At 41.0% G+C, this 25022-nt stretch carries 19 protein-coding genes and 2 tRNA genes; 17 read left to right on the forward strand and 4 right to left on the reverse strand.

The features are described 5' to 3' along the window. The first annotated feature begins 42 nt into the window (after positions 1 to 42). From ACFSY7_RS16575 to mfd, 6 genes are all read left to right on the forward strand, one after another. Complete coding sequence (locus ACFSY7_RS16575) at positions 43 to 1134, forward strand: IscS subfamily cysteine desulfurase (protein ID WP_380148741.1); 1092 nt, start codon at positions 43 to 45, stop codon at positions 1132 to 1134. Positions 1135 to 1342: 208 nt separating this feature from the next. Next, a complete protein-coding gene (glmU, locus tag ACFSY7_RS16580) occupies positions 1343 to 2698 on the forward strand; it encodes a bifunctional UDP-N-acetylglucosamine diphosphorylase/glucosamine-1-phosphate N-acetyltransferase GlmU (RefSeq protein ID WP_126988944.1) in 1356 nt (451 codons plus the stop codon). 39 nt (positions 2699 to 2737) lie between these two features. Further along, positions 2738 to 3697, forward strand: coding sequence for a ribose-phosphate diphosphokinase (locus ACFSY7_RS16585; RefSeq protein WP_126988945.1), 960 nt, complete (start codon positions 2738 to 2740; stop codon positions 3695 to 3697). 229 nt (positions 3698 to 3926) lie between these two features. After that, positions 3927 to 4559: a 50S ribosomal protein L25/general stress protein Ctc gene (locus ACFSY7_RS16590; RefSeq protein WP_126988946.1), complete on the forward strand. Its 633-nt coding sequence runs from the start codon at positions 3927 to 3929 to the stop codon at positions 4557 to 4559. Positions 4560 to 4716: 157 nt separating this feature from the next. Continuing rightward, positions 4717 to 5280 (forward strand): aminoacyl-tRNA hydrolase, encoded by a 564-nt coding sequence (gene pth, locus ACFSY7_RS16595; RefSeq protein ID WP_126988947.1) that lies wholly within the window; start codon positions 4717 to 4719, stop codon positions 5278 to 5280. 82 nt (positions 5281 to 5362) lie between these two features. Beyond that, on the forward strand, positions 5363 to 8881 hold the full coding sequence (gene mfd, locus ACFSY7_RS16600) for a transcription-repair coupling factor (RefSeq protein WP_380148744.1): 3519 nt from the start codon (positions 5363 to 5365) through the stop codon (positions 8879 to 8881). A gap of 32 nt (positions 8882 to 8913) precedes the next feature. Here the strand turns inward: mfd and ACFSY7_RS16605 are convergent, their stop codons facing one another. Next, positions 8914 to 9162, reverse strand: a complete 249-nt coding sequence (locus tag ACFSY7_RS16605) for a hypothetical protein (protein ID WP_380148746.1) — start codon at positions 9160 to 9162, stop codon at positions 8914 to 8916. A 97-nt stretch (positions 9163 to 9259) separates the two neighbouring features. Between ACFSY7_RS16605 and ACFSY7_RS16610 the strand changes: the two genes are divergently transcribed. The 5 genes from ACFSY7_RS16610 to ACFSY7_RS16630 all read left to right on the forward strand — a co-directional run bounded on the left by ACFSY7_RS16610 (position 9260) and on the right by ACFSY7_RS16630 (position 13845). Further along, positions 9260 to 10861, forward strand: coding sequence for a putative polysaccharide biosynthesis protein (locus ACFSY7_RS16610; RefSeq protein WP_380148747.1), 1602 nt, complete (start codon positions 9260 to 9262; stop codon positions 10859 to 10861). Between the two features lie 19 nt (positions 10862 to 10880). Next, positions 10881 to 12335: a bifunctional methyltransferase/pyrophosphohydrolase YabN gene (locus ACFSY7_RS16615; protein WP_126988950.1), complete on the forward strand. Its 1455-nt coding sequence runs from the start codon at positions 10881 to 10883 to the stop codon at positions 12333 to 12335. A 5-nt stretch (positions 12336 to 12340) separates the two neighbouring features. After that, complete coding sequence (locus tag ACFSY7_RS16620) at positions 12341 to 12631, forward strand: RNA-binding S4 domain-containing protein (protein WP_126988951.1); 291 nt, start codon at positions 12341 to 12343, stop codon at positions 12629 to 12631. Positions 12632 to 12865: 234 nt separating this feature from the next. After that, positions 12866 to 13276: an FtsB family cell division protein gene (locus ACFSY7_RS16625; protein ID WP_126988952.1), complete on the forward strand. Its 411-nt coding sequence runs from the start codon at positions 12866 to 12868 to the stop codon at positions 13274 to 13276. Between the two features lie 122 nt (positions 13277 to 13398). Further along, on the forward strand, positions 13399 to 13845 hold the full coding sequence (locus ACFSY7_RS16630; protein ID WP_126988953.1) for a S1 domain-containing RNA-binding protein: 447 nt from the start codon (positions 13399 to 13401) through the stop codon (positions 13843 to 13845). A 791-nt stretch (positions 13846 to 14636) separates the two neighbouring features. Here ACFSY7_RS16630 and ACFSY7_RS16635 read toward each other — a convergent pair. Continuing rightward, positions 14637 to 14708: transfer RNA gene (locus ACFSY7_RS16635), tRNA-Glu, on the reverse strand. Between the two features lie 5 nt (positions 14709 to 14713). Further along, positions 14714 to 14790 (reverse strand) — tRNA-Met (locus tag ACFSY7_RS16640). 217 nt (positions 14791 to 15007) lie between these two features. Here ACFSY7_RS16640 and tilS point away from each other — a divergent pair. The 4 genes from tilS (at position 15008) to hslO (ending at position 20392) form a co-directional block, all read left to right on the forward strand. After that, positions 15008 to 16414 carry a tRNA lysidine(34) synthetase TilS gene (gene tilS, locus ACFSY7_RS16645; RefSeq protein ID WP_139996214.1) on the forward strand — a complete coding sequence of 469 codons (1407 nt, stop codon included), beginning with the start codon at positions 15008 to 15010 and terminating at the stop codon, positions 16412 to 16414. Positions 16415 to 16439: 25 nt separating this feature from the next. After that, positions 16440 to 16982: a hypoxanthine phosphoribosyltransferase gene (gene hpt, locus ACFSY7_RS16650; protein WP_126988955.1), complete on the forward strand. Its 543-nt coding sequence runs from the start codon at positions 16440 to 16442 to the stop codon at positions 16980 to 16982. A gap of 333 nt (positions 16983 to 17315) precedes the next feature. Further along, on the forward strand, positions 17316 to 19355 hold the full coding sequence (ftsH, locus tag ACFSY7_RS16655) for an ATP-dependent zinc metalloprotease FtsH (protein WP_139996212.1): 2040 nt from the start codon (positions 17316 to 17318) through the stop codon (positions 19353 to 19355). 140 nt (positions 19356 to 19495) lie between these two features. Beyond that, positions 19496 to 20392, forward strand: a complete 897-nt coding sequence (gene hslO, locus ACFSY7_RS16660) for an Hsp33 family molecular chaperone HslO (protein WP_126988957.1) — start codon at positions 19496 to 19498, stop codon at positions 20390 to 20392. Positions 20393 to 20436: 44 nt separating this feature from the next. Here hslO and gabR read toward each other — a convergent pair whose 3' ends face one another. Then, positions 20437 to 21819, reverse strand: coding sequence for a MocR-like transcriptional regulator GabR (gene gabR, locus ACFSY7_RS16665; protein ID WP_380148749.1), 1383 nt, complete (start codon positions 21817 to 21819; stop codon positions 20437 to 20439). Positions 21820 to 22148: 329 nt separating this feature from the next. Here gabR and nhaC point away from each other — a divergent pair, with 329 nt between their 5' ends. Both nhaC and ACFSY7_RS16675 read left to right on the forward strand, forming a co-directional pair. Beyond that, positions 22149 to 23618: a Na+/H+ antiporter NhaC gene (gene nhaC, locus ACFSY7_RS16670; protein WP_380148764.1), complete on the forward strand. Its 1470-nt coding sequence runs from the start codon at positions 22149 to 22151 to the stop codon at positions 23616 to 23618. A gap of 16 nt (positions 23619 to 23634) precedes the next feature. Then, the gene (locus tag ACFSY7_RS16675) at positions 23635 to 24996 is read left to right on the forward strand and encodes a putrescine aminotransferase (RefSeq protein WP_126988959.1); all 1362 of its coding nucleotides are present in this window, start codon (positions 23635 to 23637) and stop codon (positions 24994 to 24996) included. Positions 24997 to 25022 lie beyond the last annotated feature (26 nt).

The following is a 25022-nucleotide window of genomic DNA, read 5'->3' on the forward strand; positions in this document are numbered from 1 at the left end:
ATAAAATATTCAATAAGACAAGAGCTAGAAAAGGGGATTGCGATGGTTTATTTAGATTATGCGGCCACATCACCGATGAGTGAGGCGGCGCTTGAAACGTATGAAAAAATTGCACGACAATATTATGGTAATGCATCTAGCTTGCATGAGGATGGCTGGATGGCAAAGCAAGTACTCGACAATGCACGGGCGATGATTGCGCGTATTGCAGGCGTTGAAGCAAGAGGAATTTATTTTACCGGCAGTGGCACCGAGGCTAATTTAATTGGCATTATGTCGCTCGCACTCGCATCAAAGAAGCGGCACATTATTACGTCAATGGCCGAGCATACGTCGGTACATGCGGCGATGAATGCGCTTGAACGCATGGGCTATCGTGTGACGCGTTTGCCGCTACAGCAAAATGGCTTGATTGATTGTGCATTAGTTGAACGCACGATTGATGACGATACGTGCTTATTAGCATTGCAGCATATTAATCCGGAAATCGGCAGTATTCAGCCAATTGCGCAACTTGCAGAAATCGCGCGGCGTCATGAGGTATTACTACATGTAGATTGTGTACAGTCTTTTGCGAAAGTGCCACTCGATTTTGTTCGGCATATTGATTCTTTTTCTTGTTCGGCTCATAAAATAGGCGGGCCTAAAAGCTGTGGAGCGGTTTATATTAAGCCGGGAAGCAGGATAGTCCCTCTTTTTCCAGGATTAACACATGAGAAGGGCTTACGAGGTGGCACAGTGGATGTGGCTGCAAATGGCGCTTTTGCAGTTGCAGCTGAGGCATGTAGTAACCAAATAAACCATCGACATTTTACAACGCTTCGAAACGTGTTAAAGAAGCGTTTAGCGGGTAATAAATACACGTTACTAGAAGCGTCTGTTCAGTATCCTGGTATTTGTGGCTTACTCGTGCATGGCTATGAGGGGCAATATGTCATGTTACGGCTAAGCGAACGAGGGGTGATGGTCTCGACTGGGAGTGCTTGTGATAGTTCGCATGAAGCGGGAACAAAAGCCATTATGGCGATGGGCGCGTCAGTTGATGAGGCGCGCCAATTTTTCCGTATTTCGTTTGGCGCCCGGACAACGATAAAGGAAATTGAAATTCTTTGTGAAATTTTAAATGATTTTTAAGACGTAAATTGTAGTGACAAGTTGTCAAATCATTCCTTGAAAGATTGATTTCACAAGAGTTTCGAGAGATTTTTGCTTATATAAAAAAACAAAAGGCTTTAATTTTAAGTTGTATGACATCTTTTTGTCAAGTCTTAAAGCCTTGAAAAGTAACGAAATTTGCTATATAGTCATAATAGAAAATCAGCTAATTGGAGGACTTACTGACATGAAAAATATTTATGCCGTTATTTTGGCTGCTGGCCAAGGCACACGTATGAAGTCTAAATTATATAAAGTTCTTCATTCTGTATGTGGAAAACCAATGGTAGAACATGTGGTAGACCATATTCAAACGCTTGATGTAGCACGTACAGTATCAATTGTTGGTCATGGTGCAGAAAAAGTAAAAGAACAACTTGGCGATAAGAGTGAATATGTACTACAAGCCGAACAGCTTGGTACAGGTCACGCCGTTCAACAAGCAGAATCATTACTAGGCGACCTTGAAGGGACAACAATCGTTATTTGTGGTGATACGCCATTGATTCGTCCAGAAACAATGAAAGCGCTTATCGAACATCATGAATCTGAAAACGCAAAAGCAACAATTTTAACTGCAGTAGCGGAGGATCCAACTGGTTACGGTCGTGTCCTACGCGCTGCTGACGGTCAAGTTGAAGCGATTGTCGAACATAAAGATGCAACAGAAGAACAACGTTTAGTAACTGAAATCAATACAGGCACATATTGCTTTGACAACAAAGCATTATTTACTGCATTGAAATCAGTAAACAATGACAACGTTCAAGGTGAGTACTACTTACCGGACGTTATTAGCATTCTAAAAGAGCAAGGTGAAATCGTTGCAGCTTCAATCTGCGATGACTTCTCTGAAACGCTTGGTGTGAATGACCGCTTTGCTTTAGCACAAGCGGAAACACTTATGCGCGCTCGCATCAATGAGAAACATATGCGTAACGGTGTCACAATCATTAATCCAGATAATACGTATATCGGTACCGACGTTGAAATCGGCCGCGATACGATTTTACTGCCAGGCACAATGCTTGAAGGGAAAGTAGTTATCGGGGAAGATTGTGTTATCGGACCGAATACGCACGTTAAAGATAGCCAAATCGGCGATCGTACAAACGTGAAAAATTCGGTTGTAGAAGAAAGTGTTATTGGAGAAGACGTAGCCGTTGGACCTTTCGCACATCTTCGTCCAGCATCGAATGTGGGCAACCACGCAAAAGTTGGGAACTTCGTTGAATTGAAGAAAACAACACTAGGTGAGGGAAGTAAAGCTTCTCACTTAACTTACTTAGGCGATGCTGAGATTGGTGCTGACGTCAACATTGGTTGTGGTACAATTACTGTGAACTATGATGGCGTTAATAAGTTCAAAACAATCATCAAGGACAAAGCGTTCGTTGGTTGTAATGCAAACTTAATGGCACCAGTCACTTTAGGTGAAAAATCGCTAATTGCAGCGGGCACGACGGTCTCAAAAGATGTACCGGACAACGCGCTTGCAATTGGTCGCTCTCGTCAAGAGAACAAAGAAAACTACGTGAAGTAATTAAATTTAAAATAATTTATAATCAAACAGGAGGCCATCATGCCGTATCAATATGCTAACTCAAATTTAAAAATCTTTTCACTAAATTCAAATGAACCCCTTGCTTCTGCAATCGCCGAGGAAATGGGCGTAGAGCTAGGTAAAAGTTCTGTAAAACACTTCAGTGATGGAGAAATTCAAATCAGTATTGAGGAAAGTATTCGTGGTTGTGACGTATTTATCGTGCAGTCAACTTCAGCTCCAGTAAACGAAAACTTAATGGAGTTATTAATCATGGTCGACGCTGTGAAACGTGCTTCTGCACGCACAGTAAACGTAGTAATGCCTTATTACGGCTATGCTCGTCAAGATCGTAAAGCACGTTCACGTGAACCAATTACGGCAAAACTTGTAGCAAACCTTCTAGAAACAGCTGGCGCAACTCGCGTAGTATTACTAGATTTACATGCTCCACAAATCCAAGGTTTCTTCGATATCTTAATCGACCACTTAGTAGGTGTTCCATTATTATCTGATCACTTCAAATCAAAAGGTTTCGAAGGTAATGATTTAGTAATCGTATCACCTGACCACGGTGGCGTAACTCGTGCGCGTAAAATGGCTGAACGTCTTAAAGCACCAATCGCTATCATCGATAAACGTCGTCCAAAACCAAACGTTGCTGAAGTAATGAACATCGTTGGTAATGTTGAAGGCAAAACATGTATCTTAATCGATGACATCATCGATACTGCTGGTACAATCACTATCGGTGCTGCAGCTCTTAAAGAGTCTGGCGCGAAAGAAGTTTACGCTTGCTGTACTCACCCAGTTCTTTCTGGTCCAGCAATCGAACGTATCGAAAACTCTGTAATTAAAGAATTAGTTGTAACTGACTCAATCCAATTATCAGAAGAGAAAAAATCACCAAAGATTCACCAACTTTCTGTTGCAAAATTATTAGCTGATGCGATCGTACGCATTTACGAAAACAAATCAGTAAGTAAATTATTTGATTAATATTTAACGTATTTGATAAGGGAACTCGGTAAAATTATCGAGTTCCCTTTTTTTATATTAAAATGTTGCCAAAGCCTGTTACGATGCATGTTAGGGACTTGTTTTAATCACTCGAAAAGTAGTGCTTTTTACTCGTAAATGTTTTAATTCCATTCAGACTGGGAAGAGATTATATGTGACACAAACAAATATAAATTTTTTCGATAGATGAGAAAGGGGAAATTTTTTTATGAGTACATCAATCAAAGCAAAAGCTCGAGAAGCGCATAAGCGTTCAGTAAAAACAGAATTGCGTAAGACGGGGTACGTGCCAGCAATCGTGTACGGCTTTAAAACAGAGTCTACCCCAATCGCAGTAAACGAAAAAGAATTGGAAAAAACAATTCGTACGGAGGGCCGTAATGCAATCTTATCGTTAGATGTAGATGGCAAAAAGGTGAATGCCGTATTAAAAGAAGTACAAAAAGAGCCACTTAAAGGTAAATTAATTCACTTAGACTTCTTAGCAGTAAGCATGCGTCAAGAACTTGAGGTTGAGGTGCCAGTTGTTGCAACAGGTACATCTGTCGGCGTTAAAGAAGGCGGCGTATTACAACAACCAAATCGTGAGCTGAAATTAACGGTGAAACCATCTGATATTCCTGAAAATATCGAAGTCGATATTACAGAATTAGCAATTGGTGATACGTTAACAGTTGGCGACATCCGCGACAAAGTAGACTTTACAATTGTCGATGAGGATGACGTTGTATTAGTAACAGTATCAGCACCAGTATCTGAGGCTGAGCTTGAGGCAGATCTTGAAACAACTGAACCAGTTGCAGATAACGGTACGGTTGATGAAGAGGCTAAAGAAGAATAAGCTAGAATTGAAAAGCTTATAAATAAAAAAGGCGGGGATTGCGCAGTTGGCGTGATGCCCGCCTTTATTTTTGCGATAGTGAGTCTCCTCGGCTATTTCATACAACATATGTTAAAATAAAGGATGATTAGCAACTGAAAAGGAAGAGGTTTCACATATGAAATTATTTATTGGCCTTGGAAATCCAGGGAAGCAATATGAACATACACATCACAATGTTGGGTTCGATACAATCGATGTATTAGCAGATAAATGGGGCATCGATATGAACCAAACGAAATTTAACGCTGTTTTTGGAATGGCTCACCGCCCAGAAGGTAAGGTTGTGTTAATGAAACCATTAACGTATATGAACTTATCTGGTGAAGCAGTGCGCCCATTAATGGATTATTATGATATCGATATCGAAGACATTGTCGTTATTTACGATGATATGGATATTGATAAAGGCACCCTTCGCTTACGCCAAAAAGGTAGTGCTGGTGGCCATAATGGTATTAAATCATTGATTCAGCATTTAGGTACACAAAACTTCAACCGTGTGCGCATCGGCATTAGTCGTCCGCCACAAGGCATGAAAGTACCAGATTACGTATTATCGCGTTTTTCTAAAGAAGAATGGCCTGATATGGAAAAAGCATTCGACAAGGCGGCGGATGCCTGTGCTTTCTTCACAGAAAAACCATTTGCAGAAGTAATGAACAAGTTTAATCAAAAATAATGGATTCAGCGAATAAGGAATGAGCTTTGGCCGAATGTGAGGTCAAAGCCTTTTATATATAGCAAAAACGGGAGGAACACGAATGGAAGCTTTACGCAAGCTACTTATGCAGGATCAGCATGTTAGCCATTTTATCGAGCAGCTTGAGCAAGGTTTAAGCAATGTGCTCGTAACAGGGTTATCAGGAAGTGCAAGACCTGCCTTTATCGACACAATTTTTAAAGCATTAAATAAACCGATTTATATTATGGCACCAAACTTATTACAAGGACAAAAAATGTATGACGACCTCGCAAAATTATTAGGGGATGACGTTGTGCATTATTATCCTGCGGATGAATTTATCGCTGCAGATATGACCGTAGCGAGTCCGGAGTTACGTGCGGCTCGTATCGAAACACTCGATCATTTAATTCATGATGCACGTGGTGTGTACATTATTCCAATCGCTGGTATGCGTAAGATGATGCAACCTAAAGAGGAATGGAAAAAACTACGTGTGCCATTAGTTGTTGGTGAGGACGTCGATATAAATGCGGTGCTCGAACAGCTCGTTGTGATGGGCTACAGCCGCGGTGAAATGGTGACATCTCCTGGCGAATTTGCGCTGCGTGGTGGCATTTTAGACGTGTATCCTCCGTATATGGAAACGCCAATACGTGTGGAGTTTTTCGATACAGAAATTGATTCGATTCGTACGTTTTCAGCAGATGACCAGCGCTCGATTGATAAGCTAGAACACATGATGATATTACCTGCTACGGAGTTTGTGTTAACAAAAGTACAACGTCAGCAATTGGCAGCACGACTTGAGAAGGCGCTAGCGGATAGCTTGAAGCAGGTGCAGTCGGATGACATTAAAACATTACTCTACGAAAACATTCAAGCGGATATTGATTTATTACAGCAAGCAGAGCTGCCGGATTACACGAATCGTTTTGGCTCATTACTTTATGATAAACCGGCATTTTTAGGTGACTATTTTGCGAAAGATGGCGTTGTCATTTATGACGAGCTTGGTCGCGTGCAAGAAGTAATGGAGGCATGGGAAAATGAGGAGCAGGAATGGTTCTTATCATTAATTGAAGCTGGTAAAATGGTTCACGCGGTAAAGCCATCGTTTAATTTAAAAGAGATTATGGCAAATCTATCGCAACAATCCGTTTACTTTGCGTTATTTGCACGTAGTTTTGCGGGCGTTCGATTCCAACAAACCGAGGCCTTTTCATGTAAACCGATGCAACATTTCCACGGTCAAATGGCGATGTTACAAAATGAAATGGAGCGCTGGTTAAATAGTGCCTTTACGGTGCTATTTATGACTGAAGACGAGGAACGTTTGCCAGTTATTCAATCGATGTTTGATGAATATAATATTCATGTGCAGCTAGGGGCGCCCCAAGGACCTGGTGTTTATGCGATGGCTGGCAATTTATCGGCGGGGTTTGAGCTACCGTTACAGCGTATTGCGGTCGTAACGGAAGAAGAGCTATTTAAGCAGAAGCCGAAGAAAAAAACACGCCCTCAAAAAATGACCAATGCCGAGCGTATTAAAAGTTATAGTGAAATTAAGCCGGGTGACTATATTGTCCACGTGCATCACGGGATTGGTAAATACATCGGTATTGAAACGCTTGAGGTAGGCGGCAAACATAAGGATTATTTGAATATTATGTACCGCGGTGATGATAAATTATTCGTACCGGTTGACCAAATTGATTTAATTCAAAAATATGTGGCTTCAGAGGATAAAACCCCGAAAGTGCATAAATTAGGCGGCGCAGAGTGGCAAAAAACGAAGCGAAAAGTATCTTCTGCGGTGCAGGACATTGCGGATGATTTAATTAAGCTCTATGCCAAACGTGAGGCGGAGCGCGGCTATGCTTTCTCTCCTGATGGCGATGAAATCCGTTCATTCGAAATGAATTTCCCGTATGAGGAAACGGACGATCAACTGCGGACGATTCGTGAAGTGAAGGCGGATATGGAACGTGAACGCCCAATGGACCGACTTGTGTGCGGTGATGTTGGTTACGGTAAAACGGAGGTAGCAATCCGTGCAGCATATAAGGCGATTTTAGATGGCAAGCAAGTGGCCTTCCTTGTGCCAACGACGATTTTAGCACAGCAACATTTTGAGACGCTTCAGGAGCGATTCCAAGAAGAGGCCGTTAATGTCGGTATGCTAAGTCGTTTCCGTACGCGTAAGCAGCAAAATGAAACGATTAAAGGCTTAAAAGACGGCACGATTGATATTGTGGTCGGCACACATCGTTTATTATCGAAGGATGTTATTTACAATGACTTAGGCTTACTGATTGTCGATGAAGAACAGCGCTTTGGTGTGACACATAAGGAAAAAATTAAAACATTACGTGCGAATGTGGATGTGCTGACATTAACGGCGACACCGATTCCACGGACACTGCATATGTCGATGGTTGGGGTACGTGATTTATCGGTTATTGAAACACCGCCCGCAAACCGCTTCCCAGTACAAACATATGTCATGGAATATAACGGAGCGCTTGTGCGCGAGGCAATTGAGCGTGAAATGTCACGTGGTGGTCAGGTATTCTACTTACACAATCGTGTCGAGGATATGGCACGTGAGGTAGAAAAAATCCAGCTGCTTGTACCAGAAGCACGCATTGGGCATGCGCATGGTAAGATGACTGAATCTGAACTTGAATCAATGATTTACGGTTTCCTTGAGGGTGAATATGATGTTCTTGTGACGACAACGATTATTGAAACCGGTGTCGATATGCCAAACGCCAATACGTTAATCGTCAACAATGCTGACCATATGGGCCTCTCACAACTGTATCAGTTGCGTGGACGTGTAGGGCGTTCAAATCGTGTCGCCTATGCGTACTTTATGTACCAACGAGACAAAGTGTTAACCGAAGTATCAGAACAACGTCTACAAGCGATTAAAGAGTTTACAGAGCTTGGCTCAGGCTTTAAAATTGCGATGCGTGATTTATCGATTCGTGGTGCGGGTAACCTACTCGGTGCACAGCAACATGGCTTTATTGATTCTGTCGGCTTCGACTTGTATTCACAAATGCTTGAAGAAGCGGTGAATGAGCGTCGTGCCGCAAAAGGAGAAGATACTAAACCGCGTCTACCAGACCCAGAAATCATGCTGCCATATGATGCGTATATTCCAGATGAATATATCCCGGATGGCTTCCAAAAAATCCAGATGTATAAGCGCATTAAAGCGATTGATGGACAGGAAATGTATGACGAATTGATCGATGAAATGACGGACCGATTCGGTGATATGCCAGCTGAAACTGAACGTCTAATGCATATCGCGTTAATTCGTGCGTCTGCGATGAAGGTGGGCGTTGAGTCGATTAAAGAGAAAAACAAAATCGTACGCATCCAGTTTTCAGAAATGGGCTCTGGTATGGTTGACGGTGCTAAAATCGTTTCAGACTCGATGCAGTTTGGCCGCGCAGTCGGCTTCTCATTTGAAGAAAATAAATTGGCGCTCACAATTGATGAGCGTAAAGTAAGTGGTGAGCTGCCATTTGATGTACTTGAAAAATTAGTACTTAGCTTACCAGATGCATTAAAAGAAGCATAAAAAAAGAGGTCGGGTGCATCCGACCTCTTTTTTTAACGTCTAGTATTTAATTGCTTTATTAAATCACTCGTTGCGATATCGATTTCTTCACTTAGTAATTCACGTGTGCCATCTGGATGAAGAAGATACAGGCGAATCCAGCCCCCCTTCTTCTCGGTAATGATTCGTGCCTTGGACGCCGTCTTCAAATTCGCCGCAAAAACATTTGATGACTGGCGATTTGACGCTGTTTGGTTGTACGAAGCTGTATTGTGAAAGGAATTAATTTTCGATAAACGCATATCATCACCCCCTTTTTCTTACCTATCGGCCACAAGCCTAGAACATTGATTATATGCTATACTGACGTAGAAATTTTAAACGAAAAGAGGTTGCCGAATGTCTAAGAGCAATGGAATGAAGGACTATGCGAAGGGCGTCATGGTACTGACGCTTGCGATGCTGTTTGTGAAAGTACTCAGCATGGTATATCGCATCCCTTTCCAAAACTTAGTAGGAGACGAAGGATTTTATATTTATCAGCAAGTATATCCGTTCGTCGCCGTATTTATGACATGGACGGCAAGTGGACTCGCGATTGCGATTTCTCGTGTGCTAACGGAGTCGAACGAATCCTGGGATGAATTGATGCGTGTTATGCTACGCTATTTAGTAGCACTCGCGCTCGTATTATTTATTGGTTTATATAGTCTGTCATCATTTTTCGCATCGATGATGGGTGATAGCGGTCTTGCACCACTACTTAAAGTTGGTAGTTACATTGCGCTCACCATTCCATTTTTAGCGCTTTATAAAGGTCATGCGCAGGCAACAGGGGATTTACATGTTGTCGCTAAGTCACAGGTCGCTGAGCAGATTGTACGCGTCGCGATTATTTTAGTTGGTACATGGCTTGTCATGCGTGCCGGCGCATCCCTTTATATCGCAGGCGAGGTTGCAACGATTGGGACGGTAGTTGGTGAGGTTGCAGGGGTTTTAGTGCTGTACGTATTGCTACGTAAAAAAGCGCATATTTCATGGAAGCGTACGACCATTTCACGCGCGCGCCAGTGGCATCTAATGAAACGCTTAACGATTTATAGTATCGGCATTAGCTTGAGTAGCTTATTGCTTATTTTATTTCAGCTTGTCGATTCCTTTACGATTTTTGAGACATTAGTAGATAAAGGAATGGCCATCAACGAAGCGATGGCGGAGAAGGGGATATACGACCGCGGGCAGCCGCTTGTACAAGTTGGTCTTGTGCTTGCCTCATCCCTATCGATGGCAATTGTGCCACTGATTACGACGGCGATGAAGCGTCATCAAAAGGCGGAGGCGGCGAATTATATGCGTCTTACCTTTAGTGTGTCGATGCTCGTTGGTGTTGCAGCAACGGCTGGATTAATGCTTGTTATGCCTTATATGAATGCAATGATGTTTAAAACAAATGCGCTATCAGGGGTGTTGTCGTTATTCGTGTTACAAATTATTTGGCTGTCGATTATTATGCCGATGATGGCGGTTTTACAAGGACTTGGCTATACAAAACACCCTTCGCTATTGCTCATTGGCGGTTTAATCGTTAAACTTTTATGTAATGATGTCTTTATCCAATGGTTTGGTATTGCAGGCGCTGCACTTGCAAGTAATGCCGGTCTAGCTTTCACTGCACTACTACTTATTCGCTTTATCAAAATAGTGTATCCTATCTCGCTCGTTTCACCCACATTTACACGTGGCGTGCTGTTGGCTACATTGGCGATGGCGTTTGCAGTTGAAATTTGGATTTTCGGCATCACATTCATGTGCGCCACTTATAATGTGTCATTTAGAATGACCGCCACGATTACGGCACTTACAGCAGTCTGTGTAGGAGCAATCGCATTTCTTACCGTTTGTGCAAAACGAGAGGTGCTGTCAGTCGAGGATTGGTCGGTTCTTCCATTAGGACGACGAGTGGCCGCATTCCAGCTTTATGTAAATCGCGTTAAAAAATAAAGAAACAGGTGAACTTATTATGCATCAAATTACAGTAATTGGGCTTGGCGCAGGTGATTTTGAACAACTGCCAATGGGTGTTTATAAAACGTTAAAAAACGCTCCGAAAATTTATGTTCGTACGGAAGACCATCCCGTGTTGGACGAATTAAAAGAGGAGGGCGTAACGTTCGAAAGTTTTGACCTTATTTATGAAAAACATGGCGAGTTTTTACCCGTCTATCAAGAAATCGTCGACACATTAAAAGGCTATGCGGAACATGATGATGTAATCTATGCAGTGCCAGGACACCCACTTGTAGCTGAAATGACTGTGGAGCTATTAATTGAAGAAGAAAAACAAGGCAATGTGAAGTTGAAAATCGAAGGCGGTCAAAGCTTTTTAGATGCCGTATTTGCAACATTGAAAATTGACCCAATCGATGGCTTCCAGCTTGTTGATGGTGCAACATTCTCGATTCACCATGTCAATATGAACAATCATTTACTAATCGCGCAAGTGTACGATCAATTTAGCGCCTCAGAAGTGAAATTAACATTAATGGATAAATACCATGCAGAATATCCCGTAACGATTGTGACAGCGGCTGGTTCAAAACAGGAGTCAGTTATTACTGTACCTCTTTACGAGCTAGACCACGTCGCAGAAATTAGTAATCTAACGACTGTATATGTGCCGCCTGTAACGAAGCGTGAGGATGCGCTACGCGAATGGTCAACATTCCGTGACATTATGTCAACGATGCGCGGTCCAAATGGTTGTGAGTGGGATAAAGCACAAACGCATGAGACGATGAAACGCTATATGCTTGAAGAAATGCATGAAGCACTTCAAGCGATTGATGAGCAAGATGATGAGCATATGATTGAGGAATTTGGTGATATGCTGATGCTTGTCTTCATGCAAGCGCAAATCGGTGAAGATGCCGGTTTCTTCAACTTAGAGGACCTATTAGCAGGGGCCGCTGAAAAAATGATGCGTCGCCACCCACATGTCTTTGGTGATACGGTTGTAAATAGTGTTGAGGACATTAATGCAAACTGGGAAAAAATCAAAAAAGAAGAGCATGAAGCAGCAGGAGCAGATGATGCACCAATTATGGACGGTGAATACCGTGCGATGTCTTCATTACAAACCGCTTACAATTACCAACGTCGCGCTGCTAAATTAGGCTTTGAATGGCCTGAAGATGAACAATACTGGTGGAACTTTGAAGAAGAGTTATCTGATTTCAAAGATGCTGCTTTAGCGAATAACGAAAACAAAATGGATCAATACAGTAACGCCTTAATTGCCTTTGTAAACTTAGGACGTCATTATAAAATTTCTGCAGAAGAAGCTATGCTACATGCCAATGTGAAATATGCGAAACGCTTCGGTAAAATGGAAGCACGCGTAAAAGAGAGCGGCAAAGAGTGGAAAGATTTTTCAGTCGATGAGTTACTGCAATTTTGGGCGGAAGCGAAAGGATAGATACGATGCGTTTAGATAAATTTTTAAAAGTATCACGTTTAATTAAACGTCGTACATTAGCGAAAGAGGTTTCAGAGCAAGGACGTATTACCATCAATGACAAAGTAGCGAAACCAAGTACGAAAGTAAAAGCTGGCGATGTGCTCGCTATTCGTTTTGGTCAAAAAATCGTTACAGCTCGCATTGAAATGTTAAAAGATGTCGTACGTAAAGATGAAGCTCATTTGATGTATACAGTTTTAAGTGAAGAGAAGCTAGAAAAAGTGGAACTTCAATTTATTGATGACGAAGATTAATTATAAGCCTGGTTGCCATTTTAGGTAACCGGGTTTATTTTTTTAGAAATCGGGAAAAATTACAATGATGCAGAAAAACATTTTTTCTGGAAAATTTACTATTTTTTTATAAGAAACAGGTCTAATGTTTGCCATTCGACTAAGTGTTATTTCCTGAATATAGAAATTTTAAGGATGCTACTTAAAAATCGTTTAAAATTCCGATATAATGAGTGCGAAAGAGAGGGAGTACATATGGCGAAAAGCAATCCTCAAAACAAAACGACACAATTGCACCCGGAGTTTAACCAGCAACAACAGCGCAAAATTAATTATAAAAAAAGACAGCGTAAAGTTGCCCGCAATCGCCTTATGCTTATGTTTGGTGTCTTTTTCCTTATCATTGGTGGATTGGCGTTTACGTATCATGAACAACGCCAAGTACTAGAAGAAAAACAAAAACAAAGTCAGGCTTTAACTCAGGAGTTAAAAGACCAAAAAGAATTAAAAAAAGACCTTGAAGTAGAAATTAAACAACTGAACGATGATGACTATATTGCCCAGCTAGCAAGGGAAAAGCTATTTTTATCTGAAAAAGGTGAGGTTCTATTCACTCTTCCAAAGAAAGATGAAAAGAAACAAAAAAATGATGAGTCGTCAAATTAGTGTTGTTGACACTGTTCTTTTGTTAGTTATAATAAGTAGGTAGTAGCGCGAAAAAATACGCGCAATCGATTTTATTGACTGACTTACGAGTCGCTTAAATTTTAAGGAGGAGCATTTTTTTTATGTCAATCGAAGTAGGAAGCAAAGTACAAGGTAAAGTAACAGGTATTACAAATTTCGGAGCGTTCGTAGAACTTCCGGACAAATCAACAGGTCTTGTGCATATTAGTGAAGTTGCTGATAACTATGTAAAAGATATCAACGATCACTTAAAAGTTGGTGACGTAGTTGAAGTGAAAGTAATGAACGTAGAAGCTGACGGTAAAATTGGTCTTTCTATTCGTAAAGCCAAACCAGAATCAGAACGTCAAGATCGTCCACAACGTCAAGATCGTCCGCATCGCCCACGTAACAACAATCGTGGAGGCGGTCGTCACGAAACTCGTCAACCACAAGAGAACTTTGAACAAAAAATGGCGCGCTTCATTAAAGATAGTGACGAACGTTTAGCAACATTAAAACGTGCAACTGAATCAAAACGCGGAGGTCGCGGCGCTCGCCGAGGCTAATACGTTGGAATACAGCTCAGCTATTGCATGAGTTGAGCAAGAGACTAGCATTTTTGCTAGTCTCTTTTTTATGAGCCATTTCAAATAATCTAGATGAAATCGCTTATGACCTCAAGAAGCGGGTTTTGGCTACGACATAATTAAAAATAAGTGTCATCTAAAGACTATTTCTTCATGAAAAAATAAGGTATTTTTAATTTTTTTGCATATCTTGTCAATGAAAATTTTTATTTACTAATTTTTTATCAAATCATTATGATTTTTAAGAACTACACTTAGTGTAATAGAGACAGAAATCAAAAAAACGGGGCTATTTTCGCGCTCTAACGGGTGTTTTTTATGTAAAAAATCTTTGATGAACAGAATACATGTCATTTATTTAAAAAGGTACAAAATGCGTCAAGTCAACGTCGCTTAAAAAATAATTGCTGCAAAAATAGTCCGTCAGAGAATCAAAATAGGCTCAAAAATACGAAAAAGGGGATTGTATAATCCCGTTATTGTTTCAAGTTTGTATAAATTCATCGTAATTATCGCCAAAAAATGCGTAATTATTTATGATGCTGTTCATTTCAAGCAAATGATTAGCCAATAACTAGACGTATTCGACTATAGATGACACATATTTAATTATATGTCGTATCTAAAAGACGCTTTCTAAGGTCATTGACTATTTTTTGGTATCTGTTAGTCGTTATGTTGATTGCTGCCGTAGAGATTAAAATTTTAAAATCATATCGTGAAAACAGCATAAAAAAAGAAGCACTTATCAAGTAAGTGCTTCTTTAGTATGACCCCTACGGGATTCGAACCCGTGTTACCGCCGTGAAAGGGCGGTGTCTTAACCGCTTGACCAAGGGGCCGTTATTGGTGGCGGCCGAGGGGATCGAACCCCCGACCTCCCGGGTATGAACCGGACGCTCTAGCCAGCTGAGCTAGGCCGCCATTTGCAACAACAAAATTAATATTACAAGACAACGCTTGAGACGTCAACATTTTTTTCGAAGAAATAATAAATTTTTTTCATCGGGTGCTTGTTCTTACAAATATTAGGGTAATACGAAAGTAACGAGCGACTTTAGAACCTATTGCAGCGTTTAATTAAAGGGAAGTAGCGAATGAATTTCTAATCGATGCTAAACTAATAGCGAGGTGAAATCATTTGGAACTTGAAAAACAAGCGTATGACTTTATTAAACAATGTCAATTATATAAAGCACAAACGAATGTCCTCGTTGCTTGTTCAGGTGGTATTGATTCAATGGTATTACTTGATTATCTTGTAGCACAAAAACAGCGCTTAAATTTAACTTCTGTTGCAGCAGTTCATGTGAATCATATGCTACGTGGCAAAGAATCAGATGAGGATGCAGCTTTTGTCGAAGCTTACTGTGAGGCGCGAGGTATTCAGCTTTTTCTAAAAGCGATTCCGATTCCGGCATTAGTAGCAAAAGAGCAAGGAAATGTTGAAGCGATTGCACGACGCGAGCGCTATCGCTTTTTTGAAGAAGTGATGCACAAAGAGCATTTTGCGACACTATCGCTCGCTCACCATGCAGATGATCAAATTGAAAATGTCATCATGGCGTTAGCAAAAGGGCTGCAACAAGGTACGCAAGGGATGCCGGTTCGACGTGCGTTAGGAAACGCAGAACTTGTGCGTCCATTTCTATCCTCAACGCGTCAGCAAATCGAGAACTATGCAGCGAAGCATCAGCTCGTCTACCGGGAAGATTCTACAAATAATAGTGATGAGTATGTACGCAATCGTCTACGTCATCATGTCGTACCATTATTACGTGCTGAAAATCCTAATATTGCAGAGGCAGTGCGCGTATTTACAGAGCAGCGTCAGCAAGATGAGGCTTATTTTCAAATGATGGCGCAGCAAGTTTACGATGAGATTGTCATACTACGTGAAAATAATTTAATAGATGTTGATGTAAAACGATTTCAACTACAGCCAGTAGCTTTACAAAGGAGAATCATTCAACTACTATTAAAATATCTTTACAAAGATAGGACGATTATACAAAGTTATACGCTTTTGAATCGTGTACTCGACATCGCTAAGTCTAATGTAGGAAATGAATTACTTACATTACCAGAAGGGTATCAGATACGTCGCAATTACGATAAGTTTGTTATCGAAATGGCGGTCAAAACGCAAGCTGAAGCCTTTTCGGCAAATATACAGCTAAACGAATGGCTGACAGTTCCCAACCAAATGCGCGTGTGTGTACGACTTATTTCAAATGATTTGTTTGTCGAAAATGCACAGACCTATTATGCGAATCGTTCGGATTTGGGGCAATTACTCCAAATTCGTACGAAAAAGGACGGGGACCGAATGCGGCCTCTTGGCATGAGCGGCACAAAAAAGGTATCGCGCATCTTTATTGATGCCAAAATACCAGATACCGCAAGAGAAACATGGCCACTACTCGTGAACGAGCATGGAGACATACTCGCTGTCATTGGCTTACGAATGAGTGCATCGTTTTCAAAAACGCGACGTGCGACGGATGATGTCGCTGTTATGATTGCGCCGACAACTTATAATGTCTAGAAGGACAATCAAGGAGGAACTTACAATGCTTCAAAAAGATATTGAAGAAGTACTACTTTCAGAGGAACAACTTCAGGAGAAAATTGGTCAACTAGGTGCTCAATTAACAGAAGAATACCAAGATAAATTCCCGTTATTAATTGGTGTTTTAAAAGGTGCAATGCCTTTCATGACAGATTTAATGAAACGTATTGACACATATGTAGAAATCGATTTTATGGATGTTTCTAGCTACGGTAACGCAACGGTATCTTCAGGTGAAGTAAAAATCTTAAAAGATTTAAACACAAGCGTTGAAGGTCGCGACATCGTTATTATCGAAGATATCATCGATAGTGGGTTAACACTTAGCTACTTAGTAGAGCTATTTAAACACCGTAAAGCGAAATCAATCAAAATCGTTACTTTATTAGATAAACCAACAGGCCGTAAAGTAGATTTAAAAGCAGATTACGTTGGATTTGACGTTCCAGATGCATTCGTAGTTGGCTATGGTTTAGACTATGCAGAACGTTATCGTAATCTTCCTTACATCGGTGTATTAAAAAAATCTGTTTACTCATTTTAAGTCTTAATTGCTTGTGAGAAATTTATGGCGAACAATCATTTGAAAGTTCGTCATTTTTAGTGCTTTTTATTGTACGCCGAAAATTGCATATGATAAGATTTATTGTAAAGTTGAAAGTATTCCCAACTTTAGTTGTATAGGAGAATCGGGATTATCTGTATTGAAAAAAACCGATTGGACTTACAGCTGAGTATACCAACAACCGTTTGAGCTACGGGGATTGTCTACTAATAGAAATGATAGCGTAATTTATACAGGTAGGATTACGTAGGCATTGTTCGTAGGAAAAAGGTTCAATAAAGTTTTTCTGTTTACCTTGTGAGGAGGCTAGGGATGAATCGAATATTTCGATACACCATACTTTATTTATTAATTTTCCTTGTTATTGTTGGGATTTTTGGCACATTCAATAGTGCAAACAAACCAACGAAAGAATTATCATATCACGATTTTGTGACAGCATTAGAGAACGGTAAAATTACCGAAGCTGATATTCAGCCCGATAATCTAGTGTATGTCGTTAAAGGTAAGTTAGAAGGATATGATAAAGGCGAAAGCTTCGTAGCAAACATCCCTCGTGATGACCAAGAGCTTATGAATGATATTCGAGCTGCTGCGAAAGATAACGCGTTTGACTTCAAACAAGCCCCAGAAACGAACGGCTTCGTTCAATTCTTTACGGGCATTATCCCATTCGTGATCATTTTAATTCTGTTCTTCTTCTTAATGAACCAATCTCAAGGCGGCGGTAATCGCATGATGAGCTTTGGTAAAAGCAAAGCAAAACTGTATGACGATCAGAAGAAAAAGGTTCGTTTCACAGATGTTGCTGGTGCGGATGAAGAAAAACAAGAGCTTGTTGAAGTGGTTGATTTCTTAAAAGACCATACGAAATTCGAGAAAATCGGAGCTCGTATCCCGAAAGGTATCCTATTAGTAGGGCCTCCGGGTACTGGTAAAACATTACTTGCTCGTGCAGTTGCGGGTGAGGCTGGCGTACCATTCTTCTCGATCTCAGGTTCTGATTTCGTAGAGATGTTCGTCGGTGTTGGTGCAAGTCGTGTTCGTGATTTATTCGAGAACGCGAAAAAGAATGCACCATGTATCATCTTCATTGATGAAATTGATGCAGTTGGTCGCCAACGTGGTGCAGGTGTTGGTGGTGGTCACGATGAACGTGAGCAAACATTAAACCAATTACTTGTTGAAATGGATGGTTTCGGTGCAAACGAAGGTATTATTATCGTCGCTGCAACAAACCGCCCAGACATTTTAGACCCTGCATTACTTCGTCCAGGACGTTTTGACCGTCAAATTACTGTCGGTCGCCCAGACGTTAAAGGTCGTGAAGCAGTACTTAAAGTACATGCTCGCAAAAAACCTTTAGATGAAACTGTAGATTTAAAGGCTATCGCTCAACGTACACCAGGGTTCTCTGGTGCAGATTTAGAAAACTTATTAAACGAAGCAGCGCTTGTTGCGGCACGCAGTAATAAGGAAAAAATCGACATGGGCGATATCGATGAAGCAACAGACCGCGTAATCGCGGGTGTTGCGAAAAAAGGTCGCGTTATTTCTGAAAAAGAACGTAACATTGTAGCGTACCATGAAGCAGGACACGTTGTTGTCGGCTTAACGCTAGATGAAGCGGAAAAAGTTCATAAAGTAACAATCGTACCTCGTGGCCAAGCGGGCGGTTATGCAGTAATGCTTCCAAAAGAAGATCGTTACTTCATGACAAAACCAGAGTTACTTGATAAAGTAGCGGGCTTATTAGGTGGTCGTGCTGCAGAAGATATCACATTTGGTGAAGTTTCTACAGGCGCTCATAATGACTTTGAACGCGTAACGGGCATTATTCGCTCGATGGTGACAGAGTACGGTATGAGTGATCGTATTGGTCAATTACAATATACGAGCAAACAAGGCGGCGGCGGGAACATGTTCCTTGGCGGCGAATCAAGTGCAGCATTCTCAGACGCAATTTCAAAAGAAATTGATGAAGAAATGCAACGTATGGTAAAAGAACAATACGCACGTACGAAAGAAATCTTAACTGAACGACGCGAACTGCTAGAACTAATCGCTCAAACACTATTAGTGGAAGAAACATTAGATGCAGAACAAATCGAACACCTTGAAAAATACGGTAAATTACCAGAACGTACGTATAGTAGTACACATACAGTCAACTCTGAAGGCCTTTCTGCTAAAGAAAAGGAAGAAGCATTAGAGGGTGATGTACGCGGTGGAGAAGTAGTATCTGAAGATAAAGTATCTTTAGGGAAAAATACAGACCCAACGAAAAAAGATCTACCTGATGAAAATGTTACTGGAAAAAATAATGACGGTATTCAAGAAGAACGAGATTAATTAATCTAAACAGGCGGCTGAGGCATTGACTTTAGCCGCTTTTTTGTTGCTTCAAACAGTTTCTTTTGTAACCAAAACAAATTATGTTATGATTCTTTCAGAACTTACGCAAGTCATTTATAGAAAAGAGGAATTTTAGCATGTCAGATTATTTAGTTCGAGCTTTAGGCTTTGGTGGTAGCGTGCGTGCATTTGCCGTTCGTACAACAGACACAGTAGGTGAAGCTCAACGTCGCCATGATACATGGCCAACAGCTTCAGCAGCACTAGGTCGTACGATGACAGCTGCTGCCATGATGGGCGCAATGCAAAAAGGTGATGACCTTTTAACAATTAAAGTACAAGGTGATGGCGATATTAGAGGAATTATCGTTGATGCTAATGCAAAAGGTGAAGTACGCGGTTATGCTGTGAATCCTCATGTACACTTTGATTTAAATGCACAAGGAAAATTAGATGTGCGTCGCGCAGTAGGAACAACAGGTTCTCTATCTGTCGTAAAAGATACAGGCTTACGTGATTATTTCACAGGCCAAGTAGAATTAATTTCAGGTGAACTAGGCGAAGATTTCGCATATTACTTCACAAAATCAGAGCAAACACCATCAGCAGTAGGCTTAGGTGTACTTGTAAATCCAGACGATTCGATTCTTGCAGCGGGCGGCTTTATCGTTCAAGTAATGCCAGGTGTGGATGACGAAACGATTACACAAATCGAACAAGCATTATCAAATATCGAACCCGTTTCTAAAATGATTGAAAAAGGCTATACGCCAGAACAAATTTTAGAAGCAGTACTAGGTAAAGATAACGTTGAATTTTTAGATACAAAACCAGTTGCATTCGCATGTAATTGTTCAAAAGAACGTTTCTCAAACGCTTTAATCGGTGTTGGTGAAGTGGAACTACAAGCGATGATTGATGAAGATCATGGTGCTGAAGCACAATGCCACTTCTGTATGGAAAAATATCAATATTCAGAAGAAGAGCTTGCAGGTATGATCGAAGAAATTCGCGTACAAAAAGCATCTCGCTAATTGACACGTAAAAGAGGTCAGGAGTTGATTCCTGACCTCTTTTCTTATGCCGTTAAAACAGTCTTTAGTTTTTGTACCGCTTTTGGTATTTCATTCATTTGTAGATTCGCAAACCCAATAATAAACGAACGATTGGCTGTAGGTAGCATCGTTAATAGAAATCGCTCGAGTGTGAAAAGCTCCACATTTTCCTCCTGAGCTCTTGCGATAATCTCCTCGTATGACGTAGTGGTGTCATAATGAATGATGAAATGTAGCCCTGCTGGTATATCAACAATTGTTAATTTTTCATCGAATACATGTCGCAACTCTTGAATTAGTTTTTTACGAATGCTCTCAAAATGTTGGGCCATCGTCGCTAGATGCTTTTGGTAGTAACCGTCCTTCATAAAATAGTGCAGTGTATATAAATTGAGCGTATTACAAGAAGGAAGTAGGTGAGAAAAGTGTTCCTTATAGCGTTTTAATAATGCTGGAGGTAGCACCATATAACTAATACGAATGCCAGGAAACAATGTTTTTGAAAAGGTGCCCATATAAATCGTGCGCTGGCTTTTATCAAGGCTTTGCAGTGACGGAATATGCGCAGTTTCATACTTGTATTCACTATCATAGTCATCCTCGATAATGTAACGCTCCTGTGGAACATTAAGCCAGTTCAGTAGCTCAAAGCGTCGTGAAATCGGCATGATGACGCCCATTGGAAATTGATGCGCAGGCGTCGTATACAGCAGCTTTACATCACTTTTTACATGCGCTACATTAAAGCCCTGCTCATCAATGGGTACAGGGTGGACGTGCCACTGCTCTTGTTCAATCAATGTGCGGTAGCGTGCATAGCCAGGATTTTCGAGCGCAATCGTACCAGGCTCAAATAGCGCCAGTACTTGACTCATTAAACCTTGGCTAGAGGAATGAAAGATGATTTGTTCGGGCTCACAGCGTACGCCGCGTTTGAAATTTAAATGTTTCGCAAGTGTTTGACGTACTGTATAAGGACCTTGCTGATGAGAAAGATGAGAGAGCTCATCGCGAAATTCGTGGAATGCTTTATGTTCACATTTGGACCATTCGTTATAAGGAAATTGCTGAAGATTCGTCGCCATATGCGAAAACGATGTGACATGGCGATGTTTATAAGGCTTCTCTTTTAACTCTTCAGGTAGTTTCGGCCACTTTTGCGTATCCTGACTATAATGCGTAATGTCCTCAACAAAATACCCTTTACGTTCTAAGCTATAGAGATAGCCCTCAACGATTAGTTGGTCGAGTGCGACAATGACGGAATTAATACTGACATTAAATTGCTCGGAAATTTTACGTTTTGATAATAGTTTTTCGTGAGGCTGATAGTTTCCTGATAAAATTTGTTCTTTGATGCGTTCGTACACAACTTGGTATTTATATTTTTTATCTTGAAGAATCATGCGGCACAACTCCCTTTAAGAAAACTGGTTCTTATTTTTTTTCAAAAGTGGTTCTTTTCTTTTGCTGAATAAATCGGCATAATTTCAGTAATGTTAGAAAAATAAGATTATTTACAGCGTAAAAATGTTCGAACGAGAAATAGTGTGATGTAAAAAGAAAACTCAATTTTTTTTGCACTAAAAATGACTCGGAGTCATTATACCATATTCTTATTTTTCTGAAAAATAATCAGGACATACCAAAAAGGAGGCGTCATGCACATAGCCAGTTAAACGGATCATCATAATCAGAATAAACAGGAGCTTGAAGGAGGGGACTTCGCTTGGGAATGCGAGAGAAAAGAGTGCCAACAGTGGGTATTGCTCTAATACCCATTATCACCATGGTCATCGTGTTATTTGTAGGGATTTTCATTTATGGAGCTGACCCGCACATACCGATCATGATCAGCGCTGTCGTTGCGAGTTTAGTTGCATTGTACTTAGGATTTTCTTGGAAGGAATTAGAGCAAGGTATTATCAAGGGAATTACCCTTTCCTTACAAGCATTGCTTATTCTAATTATTTTAGGAACATTGATTTCGACATGGTTAGCAGCTGGAATTGTACCGACGATGATTTATTACGGGGTCGAGTTTTTATCACAAAGTTTATTTTTACCGCTTGCCATTATCATTTGTAGTCTTGTTGCTGTTTCCTCTGGGAATGCTTGGACCGCAGCGGGCACGATTGGGATTGCGGTAATGGGCATTGGAACGGTTTTTGGTTACAACCCAGCGATGGTTGCGGGAGCTGTTATCTCGGGCTGTTACTTTGGTGATAAAATGTCCCCTCTATCTGAAACGACGAATATGTCGCCTGGGATTACAGGTGTTGAGTTGTTCGACCATATTCGCAATATGATGTTTACAACGATGCCCGCTTGGGTGATTTCGGTGATTCTGTTCTTCTTTTTAGGTTGGACACAGCATAGTAAAGGTGGAAGCGCCGATACGATTACAACATTACAAAACGATTTAGATGCATTATTCACCATTTCACCATGGCTATTGCTTGTACCGATCGTTGTGCTCGTATTGATTGGCTTAAAAATGCCAGCGATACCGGGGTTATTAATCGGTTCCATTTTAGGACTTGTGATGGCAGTGGTTGTGCAGGGTGTTTCGATAAAGGAAATGCTCGCGATGATGGTATCAGGATACACACAACAATCAGACAATGAAATCATCAGCAATTTACTGAACAATGGCGGTATCGAAGCCATGATGTACACGATTAGTCTCGTGATGCTCGCGATGAGTTTAGGCGGGATTTTAGAAAGCACAGGCATTTTGGAAACGCTCGTGACGAGCTTACTAAAGTTCGCGAAGTCGACAGGTAGTTTGATTGCTACGACGGTAGTGACATGTATTTCAGCAAATGTCATTGCTTGCGACCAATATCTTTCAATCCTTCTACCAGGTCGCATGTATCTTTCAGCGTATAAGAAACGCGGGTTACACCCAAAGGCATTGTCCCGAACAATCGAGGATGCTGGAACGATGACCTCCCCGCTCGTACCTTGGAATACATGCGGTGCTTTTATGGCGGCTACACTTGGCGTTGCCACCGTCCAATATGCCCCGTACGCTTTTCTTTGTATCATCAGCCCAATCATCGCCGTCATCTTTGGCTACTTCGATATTAAAATTGCGAAGCTTGATACGTATGATGAAATTCATGCACACGACGATGAGGAACCACCTGAAGAACAACAACAACGTCCATACATTTTAAATAATAAAGTTGATTTCGACTAAAAAGGAGAGAATAATCATGACAAAAAACCAACAAGTAGCAAATTATATTAACCAAGTTTTAAGCTTAGTAGAAAAGAAAGAGTTAACGCCAGAGGATGCAAAATGGATTACAGAAGAAACAGTTGAAGGCTTCCGCGAAAATATTAATCCTGGCTTCTTAGAGTATCGTAAAACGGTAACAGTTGATAACCAATTTGCCGCAGTAGAATGGTCAGATGAGGGCTCTCATTTTAAAGATGTTAATGGTAAAGAATACATCGATTGCTTAGGCGGCTTCGGTATTTACAATGTCGGTCACCGTAACCCGAAAGTATTAAAGGCGGTAACAGATCAATTACAACACCAAGCGCTTCACTCACAAGATTTATTAGATCCACTACGAGGTATGCTTGGCAAAGTATTAGCAGAAATTACGCCAGGGGATTTAAAATATTCATTTTTCACAAATAGTGGGACGGAATCTGTAGAATGTGCGCTGAAAATTGCGAAAATGTACAATACAGAGCGCTCAACTTTTATCGCAGCAACAAAAGCCTTTCATGGTAAAAGTTTAGGTGCATTATCAAGCACAGCAAAAGGCATTTTCCGTAAGCCATTCCAACCGTTAATTCCAGGATTCCGCCATGTACCATACGGTGATTTAGATTATATGCGTAAAACATTTGAAGCATGTCAGGCAACAGGTGATGACGTAGCAGCGGTTATTTTAGAGCCAATCCAAGGTGAGGGCGGTATTATCATCCCAACGCGTGAATACTTACAAGGTGTCCGCGATTTATGTGACGAGTTCGGCGCATTATTAATCTTTGATGAAGTACAAACAGGGATGGGGCGTACAGGTGCGATGTTCGCATCCGAGTTATTCGGCGTAACACCAGATATTTTAGCGCTAGCAAAAGCATTCGGCGGTGGTATTATGCCAGCAGGTGCGGTTGTTGGGAATGAAAAAGTATTCTCGGTATTATTCGAAAATCCATTCATGCATACGACTACATTTGGTGGGAACCCACTTGCTTGTGCAGCAGCACTTGCGACAATTAGCGTTTTAATCGAGGACGAGCTACCACAACGTGCGGCAGAAGTCGGTGAATATATGCTAAAAGGTCTTCGCGAGGCAGCGGAAGCACACGGTGATAAAGTGTTAGAAATTCGTGGTATCGGCTTAATGATCGGTATCGAATTCCACACAGATGAAATCGGCTATGAGGTATCAAAAGGAATGTTCGATGAGGGCGTGCTTGTAGCAGGTACATTAATCAACTCGAAAACAATTCGTATTGAGCCACCACTAACCATTTCATATGAAGAGGCAGACCAAGTAATTGGGACATTTAAAAAAGTATTAGCAGAGAAGTTTGACGAAGCGTTAGTAAAATAACAAATCATATGAAAAGGGGATGACAA

This window comes from Kurthia populi, assembly GCF_042686175.1.
GTDB classification, from domain to species: Bacteria; Bacillota; Bacilli; order Bacillales_A; family Planococcaceae; genus Kurthia; species Kurthia populi.

Excerpts from the sequence above, each read along its gene's own strand:
- ftsH (WP_139996212.1), top strand. The coding sequence starts at position 17,316 with ATGAATCGAATATTTCGATACACCATACTTTATTTATTAATTTTCCTT.
- ACFSY7_RS16630 (WP_126988953.1), top strand. The coding sequence starts at position 13,399 with ATGTCAATCGAAGTAGGAAGCAAAGTACAAGGTAAAGTAACAGGTATT.
- ACFSY7_RS16625 (WP_126988952.1), top strand. The coding sequence starts at position 12,866 with ATGGCGAAAAGCAATCCTCAAAACAAAACGACACAATTGCACCCGGAG.
- ACFSY7_RS16585 (WP_126988945.1), top strand. The coding sequence starts at position 2,738 with ATGCCGTATCAATATGCTAACTCAAATTTAAAAATCTTTTCACTAAAT.
- hpt (WP_126988955.1), top strand. The coding sequence starts at position 16,440 with ATGCTTCAAAAAGATATTGAAGAAGTACTACTTTCAGAGGAACAACTT.
- gabR (WP_380148749.1), bottom strand. The coding sequence starts at position 21,819 with ATGATTCTTCAAGATAAAAAATATAAATACCAAGTTGTGTACGAACGC.
- hslO (WP_126988957.1), top strand. The coding sequence starts at position 19,496 with ATGTCAGATTATTTAGTTCGAGCTTTAGGCTTTGGTGGTAGCGTGCGT.
- nhaC (WP_380148764.1), top strand. The coding sequence starts at position 22,149 with ATGCGAGAGAAAAGAGTGCCAACAGTGGGTATTGCTCTAATACCCATT.
- ACFSY7_RS16605 (WP_380148746.1), bottom strand. The coding sequence starts at position 9,162 with ATGCGTTTATCGAAAATTAATTCCTTTCACAATACAGCTTCGTACAAC.
- ACFSY7_RS16615 (WP_126988950.1), top strand. The coding sequence starts at position 10,881 with ATGCATCAAATTACAGTAATTGGGCTTGGCGCAGGTGATTTTGAACAA.
- ACFSY7_RS16675 (WP_126988959.1), top strand. The coding sequence starts at position 23,635 with ATGACAAAAAACCAACAAGTAGCAAATTATATTAACCAAGTTTTAAGC.
- ACFSY7_RS16620 (WP_126988951.1), top strand. The coding sequence starts at position 12,341 with ATGCGTTTAGATAAATTTTTAAAAGTATCACGTTTAATTAAACGTCGT.
- ACFSY7_RS16575 (WP_380148741.1), top strand. The coding sequence starts at position 43 with ATGGTTTATTTAGATTATGCGGCCACATCACCGATGAGTGAGGCGGCG.
- mfd (WP_380148744.1), top strand. The coding sequence starts at position 5,363 with ATGGAAGCTTTACGCAAGCTACTTATGCAGGATCAGCATGTTAGCCAT.
- ACFSY7_RS16590 (WP_126988946.1), top strand. The coding sequence starts at position 3,927 with ATGAGTACATCAATCAAAGCAAAAGCTCGAGAAGCGCATAAGCGTTCA.
- ACFSY7_RS16610 (WP_380148747.1), top strand. The coding sequence starts at position 9,260 with ATGTCTAAGAGCAATGGAATGAAGGACTATGCGAAGGGCGTCATGGTA.
- pth (WP_126988947.1), top strand. The coding sequence starts at position 4,717 with ATGAAATTATTTATTGGCCTTGGAAATCCAGGGAAGCAATATGAACAT.
- glmU (WP_126988944.1), top strand. The coding sequence starts at position 1,343 with ATGAAAAATATTTATGCCGTTATTTTGGCTGCTGGCCAAGGCACACGT.